Annotated in this window: 4 protein-coding genes and 2 pseudogenes; 3 read left to right on the top strand and 3 right to left on the bottom strand. The window is 60.4% G+C overall.

Features of this window, described 5'->3' with window-relative positions; all coding sequences use genetic code 11:
• Positions 1–225 precede the first annotated feature (225 nt).
• Positions 226–1,314, top strand: a pseudogene (locus FXV83_RS35400) (IS5 family transposase).
• Positions 1,315–2,374: 1,060 nt separating this feature from the next.
• On the opposite strand, the gene FXV83_RS35395 reads toward FXV83_RS35400, so the two are convergent.
• On the bottom strand, positions 2,375–2,590 hold the full coding sequence (locus FXV83_RS35395) for a hypothetical protein (protein WP_148744166.1): 216 nt from the start codon (positions 2,588–2,590) through the stop codon (positions 2,375–2,377).
• 1,525 nt (positions 2,591–4,115) lie between these two features.
• Between FXV83_RS35395 and FXV83_RS43240 the strand changes: the two genes are divergently transcribed.
• Positions 4,116–4,289: a hypothetical protein gene (locus FXV83_RS43240; RefSeq protein WP_187436392.1), complete on the top strand. Its 174-nt coding sequence runs from the start codon at positions 4,116–4,118 to the stop codon at positions 4,287–4,289.
• An 8-nt stretch (positions 4,290–4,297) separates the two neighbouring features.
• Complete coding sequence (locus FXV83_RS35385; protein ID WP_235940419.1) at positions 4,298–4,669, top strand: hypothetical protein; 372 nt, start codon at positions 4,298–4,300, stop codon at positions 4,667–4,669.
• A gap of 1,351 nt (positions 4,670–6,020) precedes the next feature.
• Here the strand turns inward: FXV83_RS35385 and FXV83_RS35375 are convergent.
• Together FXV83_RS35375 and fni are read right to left on the bottom strand one after the other, a co-directional pair.
• A pseudogene (locus FXV83_RS35375) lies at positions 6,021–6,395 on the bottom strand (transposase); the annotation flags it as partial.
• Positions 6,396–6,492: 97 nt separating this feature from the next.
• Positions 6,493–7,542, bottom strand: a complete 1,050-nt coding sequence (gene fni / locus FXV83_RS35370; RefSeq protein ID WP_148744164.1) for a type 2 isopentenyl-diphosphate Delta-isomerase — start codon at positions 7,540–7,542, stop codon at positions 6,493–6,495.
• Positions 7,543–7,568 lie beyond the last annotated feature (26 nt).

Here is a 7,568-nt window from a genome sequence, read left to right as displayed (position 1 = left end):
CGCTTTCTATTCACGAGATATTAACCCTACTTGCTCTCTCAATCGTTCGGGCCTTCAGCCATCGTTTCCGGCTCCGCCTATCTGTTTTCTCCACCTTTCGGCCTTGGAGTGCCTCAATAGCTTTGCCGACAGCCTGACCTAACAGGCTGCTGAAAAAGTCGTTTTGCGAGTTGGTTGGAGTGTGATTCCGTGCATGTGTCTGATTACTTTGGGCTGGGGGATGCGATGCGCGGGGCAGATCAGCGGTCGGAAGGCATATTCAGTTACGTGCGGTTGGAGCAGCGCGTTCCAGCGGATCATCCGCTGCGTGCGATCCGCGACTTGGCCGACGCGGCGCTGAAGGATCTGTCGCGCGACTTTGCCAGGCTGTACGCCCGCCATGGCCGACCGTCGATTCCGCCGGAGCGGCTGTTGCGGGCGCTGCTGCTGCAGGCGTTCTACACGGTGCGATCGGAATGGCAGTTGATGGAGCAGCTCGACTACAATCTGTTGTTCCGCTGGTTCGTCGGTCTGTCGATGGACGATCAGCTGTGGGATGCGGCCGTGTTCTGCAAGAACCGGGATCGGCTGCTCGACGGCGACATCGCGGCCAAGTTCTTTGTCACCGTGCTGAACCTGCCGCAGGCGTGGGCTGTTATCCAGTGAGCACTTCTCCGTCGATGGCACGCTGATCGAAGCCTGGGCCAGCATGAAGAGCTTCGTGCCGAAGGATGGCGGCGATCCACCATCTGGCAAGCAATCGGGCAGCGGTCAGGGACGCAATGTCGAGCGCGATTTCCATGGCGAGAAGCGCAAGAACGACACGCATTCTTCGACCGACCCCGACGCCCGCTTGTTTCACAAGGGCGCTGGCAAGGAGGCCAAGCTCTGCCACATGTGGGCATCTGATGATGGAGAACCGCAACGGGCTGATCGTCGATGCGCGCCTCACCGAGGCCAACGGTACGGCGGAGCGAACGACCGCTCTCGACATGATCGAGGACAACGCCAAGCCGGGCAGCACCGTGGGCGCCGACAAGAACTATGACACCGCCGACTTTGTCGCCGGTTGCCGCGAGCGCGGCTGCACGCCGCATGTCTCGCAGAACCACACCAACCGCCGCTCGGCGATCGACGCGCGCACGACCCGGTATCCCGGCTATCGCATCAGCACGATCAAGCGCAAGCGGATCGAAGAACCATTCGGGTGGATCAAGACGGTCGGCGGTCTAGACCCGGCATCGTGGCAGAGGCCTAGTCGAGTGGTTCTTCGTGCTCACCGCCGCAGCCTACAATCTCGTTCGTATTCCGAAGATGCTGGCAGCAACGGGGTGAGTCTGTCTGGAGCGTCAAACATGAGCGAAAACTGCGCGTACAGCGCTCTTTACCACCCATCGATTGGCTCATCCTCGCCCGCACATCAGGAAAATCGCCCTTCAAGACCCATTTTTCAGCAGCCTGCCAGTCTTGAACAGCGTTGTCGACCCGCTCAAAGTCGGGCTGTCACTGGATAGAGCTGCATTCGAGGTGACCAGAAGCGGCCAGCGGGTGCAGTCGAGGCCGGCGCCGCGTACCCCACAGCGCTATCACCAGGACGGCCGCGTTCCTAATTCCCAGCAGCACGAGGATGCTTTCCAGCATGACGAATCAAGCCCCCGCCCAGGAGAATCATACACGTGGGCGGAATCGAGTCGCCAAGGCCATTAGCGCGAACCCTTCCAGGTGGTCCACTCACGCAGGTGGTCCACTCACGGCTCTGGGAACAATTGCCGGGTTTCCCAGCGACGTTTCCCCAACGTCAAAAGAAGACACAAACGACCTCCGCTTCTCCGCATTGCCCCGGAGCTGAGGTCGTTTCGTCTTTCTGACCTTGTGTAGGCCGATCGGCCAGCGTGAACCGGCGACGACCTGGAAAAGCGGCCTCAGGAAGAACCTGAGGCCGAAGATTAGCTTCTCTGATGCCTCGGGCCTATATGCGAAACGAAGCCCGAAGCTGTATCCAAACGGATCGTGGTTAGAGTTCCTTCGCGGCTGCAAGAGGTCCCGCCCCGGCCAAAAGAAACCCGCCGACCTGTAGGGGCCGGCGGGAGTTTTTGACTGATGATGTTGGCGATCGGCGGGCACCGACCGCCAAAATTACTTACCAGAGTCGCAGTTGCGTGCGGCCCTTCTCGTCAGATGCCCACCGGTTTTGGAGACTGCCCTCGCTGCCCGAGTAGTGCGGCGCGCCTACTAGGCCTCTCATGGCGGGGCCGCCGCTAGTGGAAGCGGCGGCCCCTAGCCGTGAAAGCGCCGTTTACGCAATACATCGGCAGCTCCGCGGCTACAGATAGCCTCGACCCGGCGATGGCCTTGCGCAATGTGATCTACTTATTAGCCTTACCAAGAGGCTTGTTCATGCGCGCTTCTCGATATCAGCCATCGTTCTGGCGAACGCTTCGCGCAGCTGCTCCGCGTGAGCTGCGCTCTGCGGTTCATTGAGATATGCAATCTTGATCAGCAGCCTATTCAACAGAAACGTAATGCGTAGATTTTCCGAGTGGCGCAGTGCCGTGATCTGCCGGCGCATCTCGCCGAGATCGAGCGTTTCGTGTTTCGACGCCCTCTTCAAAATGATACTCGCGCGCGGCCAGCGAACGAAGCCGACGCGCCGAGTATGATGGCGCGAAGGCTCGCTGGGGTGGACCCGGACGGGGCAATGTCCGGTCCGCAAACCTAACGCTGCAATGCGCCGCCGCAATCAAAGCGTCATACTAAGATTGATGTCCGCACTGCGGATTAATTCTGGAACTGGTCAGGCTTAGTCTGCTCACCGGGCTGCTCAAGTGTGAGGTTGATTCTGTTTCGCCGCGATGCTCGCAGATTCATCCAAAGCAGCACCACGCCTGCGATGATGAAAAAGACTGTCAGAAAATTCAGCAAAAGCGGGATCCTGAAAACCGATCTCGATCCTAAATGGAGGCCGATGCATGGCGCCTGTGGCCTGTCTAAAATCAAGCATGTGTTGCAGTCTAGCAAACAGCACCTTCTGCCTTCATGATGGCCTTCATCCGGTCAGTCGAGACCGGCTAGGCTCGGCACATTGTTTCGGCGGGGCTGTGTGCCGAGCCGCCGCCGTGCGTCATAAACACCGCGGGGTGGGCGATTCTCGATTGCGTTCTGAGGAATCCGACGCCGACCTGCGTAAACGCCGGATACAACGACCATTGAAGCCGTGGTCAGAATTAACTCAGCGCCCATGAAAAAGCTCGAAGAAAAATCGATTGTCTAAGAAACCATAGATCGCTCAGCCTGCCGCTAAGTCTCTCGCAACAGGCGAAATCGCGCAAGGGACGAAACCAGCTTGCGCTCGAGTTCTTCGACAAGATGATGTCGCTCATGGGCAAGATGCGCGAGTGCAGGCTCGATGCTCAGCGATGCGACTTTTTCAACAGTATGCCCATCGTTCGCGCCATTCGCCTCACTGATCCGGCGTGACGGCCCAGCTCGGCTGCTATCTTCGATACGGCAGCTCCTGCCCGGGCCAGCTTGGACAATTGCTGGACCTCGCGGTCGGCCCATTGCTTTGGCTTCGGCGTTTTCATCGGGGGCCGCCATCCTCGCGCTCAACTGAATCGTGCGACTCTTTCCGTCGCAGCCTTCACCTAGGCTTCATTGTAGGGGGCTGCGGCCGCTGAACGCTTCCCTGTCCCCCCGCCTGCGAGGTTCGGGTTATGGCGGCCTCAAACACCGCAATACGGCGATCAAGTTGCCATAGCTCGATGTCGTTGACATCAACTAGCTGCTGAGCACGTTCTCGTGCTTACTGCTCGTCGGCACACTGCAAATTGGCCACGTTTATAACGTGGTGGTGCTGATCCAAAAGGTAAGCTCGGTAGTGCGCCATCCCCACGCCCCCAAGACGAAAACAGGTTACTCCATTGATGCAAAGGGAAACCACGGAAATTTGGGCTCGGAAGTTCACGCTTAATGTCTAGCCCTTTCAAAGTTGGCGGCGCTCATCGTCTGTCGCGTCGCGGGCATGAAACAAAAATTGATCAAGCAGTCGCAAATGAGCGGAGGATATACCCCAGAACCGACTTGATTTCTCATTCCGCTAAATCTCGTCAGCGGATTTGTTTGATGGGTAAATAGCGGTGACTGATCAACAATTAGCTCTGCAAGCAATTGGCGAAGCGCAACTCATACTGGAAGAATACCTTCAGCCCTGGCCCAAGGATAATGCGCATATCCTTGAGAAGTTGGTGGAAGTTCTCGAACGCCCCGCCTTGATCGTCGCCGTAAGCCGATTGCAGCAACGAGGCAATTGAGTCCGCCCATGAGCAAACCGCTTCAATCATTTGCTTTGACCGTTTGCATTGCTGCCCTGTCGTCACTCGAAATGACAAACGTACAAGCAAAGCAACAATGCAGCGCTGCAATGCCCTCAAATCCACAAGGGCAGTGGTGGTCCTATCGTCTCATCAACGGGCGAAAATGCTGGTACGCGGGCAAGCCCATGCTTTCGAAATCATTACTGGAGTGGCCTACGGAGATATCCCTCGAACCGGGTTCTAGCGGAGAAGCTGGGGGCGTTATCATAGCGCAGCCTAGCAATCCACTAGACGCACAAGCGTTGGCGCTGAAAGAATTTGACACCTTTGAAGCGCGATGGCGCGCTAGGATCTCTATTTGCAAGGCATGCATCTGACCGATACTCGTGACTAAGCGATCTCGCATCGCGCTCATCGTCGGCGCAAGGGCGTTCGACGTCTGTTCGCGCGCGTGCGCTTTGATGATATCGTGATGGTGCTGCCGCGTCAGCTTGTCAGTCGAGCTTAAAGCGCGAACCACAGTCAGAACTGCTCTGGCCGATCTCGCGATCCCTTCTCAGATCAGCTTCAAGTTCTTCGACAATGGCGTGACTCAGACATGCGGCAAGCGAATCAGTAACTTCTCGCTCCAAAAGGCGGTACCGAGCGATTTGAACTTCTTGCTCGACAAACTAGCGCTCTGGCATGAGCCGTGCCCTCCAGCAAACCGACGCGGAGGCGGCCTAGTTGTTTCCCTAATATGAGCAAAGCTCATCCGCTCAGACCTGAACTGCCGCAGCGCGTTGGTGTCAGGCGCGCGCCACGCCGCCCTCATGGCACGATGCGCAGCGCGCGCGGTAGAGCGTTTCGCCTCGCGAGCTCAGCGCCTCTTCCGCATGATCCGGGAGGACGCCAGCGAGCGATATGTCCACTCCAAGTAGGAGGCGTGCGGAGCGAGTGGATCCAAGCCGAAGTCGAAGGCGGCTCTTGATGCCGCGCATCGCCGAGGTCCTAGGTCAACCGCTACCCAATTGGACAGTTCACGACCTTCGGAGATCGGCGTCTACGATGATGGCCGATCAGCTTGGCGTATTGCCTCACATTATAGAGGCGATTTTAAATCACGTCAGCGGCCATCGGGCTGGTCTATAACCGCGCTCGCTATGCAGCCCGGATGCGCGAGGCGCTTGAACGCTGGGCAGATTACGTGACGGCCCCGCCAGTTTAAAAACTGGCATACTTCATGACCGGCGGGATGCGCTCGACGAATGCATGCACGCGGCGCGCGCTGGTTTTGAGAGTATCGCTATCACCGAGCGCGCGCAGGGCTCGTACGATATGGCGCCCATCTCCTGGAATCGGCCTTGGCCTACGTGACGGAGGTCGACGGCCTGCCTTGCTGTTGCGGAACGACCACGTCGCGGAGGTGAAAGACCTGGCCTTCCTGCACGCCTGCCCGGAGGGCCAAGCCCACGCATGCCCGTCGCGGCAAGCTGCGCGTGGGTATGCTTCGCCAGGATGCCGGCGTCTTCGACACGTCCAGCACGTTGCCGGGCTCGTCGGTCGACGGGCTGGCCGGTGTTTTCACTCTCCTTGGGCGCCTTCTCGGTAAGCATCCGGTGAAGAGACCGGTGAAGGCCGGTGAAGACCGCACAGCGGTCACTCAGGCTGCCTGATCGACTTGCTTGTTTCTTGGCGCCAATTCCACGGAAGGAGTTCGTCGAGCCTTTACCACTTCGTTGAACACGCGATCACCGCATCGCGTTCGATCAATCGCTCGCGGTTCTTGCTGAACACCGTCGGCACCCACACCGCATCGTCCGTCGACAGACCGATGAACCAGCGATACAGCAGGTTGTACTGCACCTGCTCCATCAATGGCCGCTCCGAACGGACGCTGTAGAACACCTGCAACAACATGGCCCGCAGCAATTTCTCCGGCGCAATGCTGGGGCGACCGCCTTTGGCACTGCAGGCGTGCATGGCGGAAAACAAGCCGTCTAGCCGCACCAGCGCTTCATTGACCATCAGCCGGATCGGACGCAGTGGATGATCGGCTGGAACGAAATCCTCCAAGCGCTTCATCGTGAACAGCTGCTCCATGAAAACATCGCTCCCGCGCATCGAACCGCCTCACCAAGGTGGATCAGTAGTCTATCTTTGCCGTAGGTATTTCAGCAGCCTGCTAGGCGCCCGCCGCCACGTGCGGGCGACGCCGGCATCAGCCGGCGGGCAGATGCGCCGAGGGCAACAAGCGCACCTGACGCAACGCCGCCAGATCAGCCGAGCCGGTGCAGAAGCAGGCGACGGCCAACTGGCGGATGACGATCTCGAAATGCGCGACAACCGCCTCGGTCGACACCGTCGCCGCGCGCAGCACGCCGGCCGCCTGCCCGGCGATGTCCGCGCCCAGGCGGATGGCCTTGGCCACGTCGACGCCGTCGCGGATCCCGCCCGACGCGATCAGCTTCACCGTTGGCAGCGCCCGACGTACCGCCTGCACGCTGGCCGGGGTCGGAATCCCCCAATCGGCGAACGCCATCGCCACTGCACGGTCGGCGGCATCGCGGGCGCGCTCGCCCTCCACCGCGGCCCAACTGGTGCCGCCGGCGCCGGCGACATCGATCACCGCCACGCCCGCCTCGACGAGCGCATAGGCCACCGAGGCGGAGAGGCCCGACCCCACTTCCTTGGCCACGATCGGCACGCCCACGCTGCGCGCGGCGCGAGCGATCTGCGCCAGGACGCCGCGCCAGTCGCGGTCGCCCTCCGGCTGTACCGCTTCCTGCAGCGGATTGAGATGGACGATGAGTCCATCGGCCTCCAGCGCGTCCACCGCCCGGCGCGCCAGGTCCAGGCCGTCGGCCTCGCGCAGTTGCGCGGCGCCGATATTAGCCAGCAAGGGAATGTCTGGGGCCAGGCGGCGCAGCGCGCGCGTCAGCCCCTGGGAGTTGCGGGATTGCAGGCTCACGCGCTGCGAACCGACGCACATGGCGATCCCCAAGGCTTGCGCCGCCTCGCTCAGATGCCGGTTGATGGCCTCGGCGCGTGGCATGCCGCCGGTCATGGAGCTGATCAGCAGCGGCGCGCGCATGGTCTTGCCCAGCAGCGAGGCGCGCAGGTCGATCTGCGTCAGGTCCAACTCGGGCAATGCGCAGTGTTCGAAACGGATGTACTCCCAGCCGGCGGCGACCTTGGTCGGCGCCGTTCGCCGATCCAGCACGATGTCCAGATGGTCGTCCTTGCGCCGGCTCACGGCGGTGTCGCTCATGCTCGCTCCATCCGTCGCATCGGGCG

Source organism: Bradyrhizobium hipponense (assembly GCF_008123965.1).
Classification (GTDB): Bacteria; Pseudomonadota; Alphaproteobacteria; order Rhizobiales; family Xanthobacteraceae; genus Bradyrhizobium; species Bradyrhizobium hipponense.
Note: the sequence above shows the minus strand (reverse complement) of the source record. Positions and strands in the feature narration are given on the sequence as shown.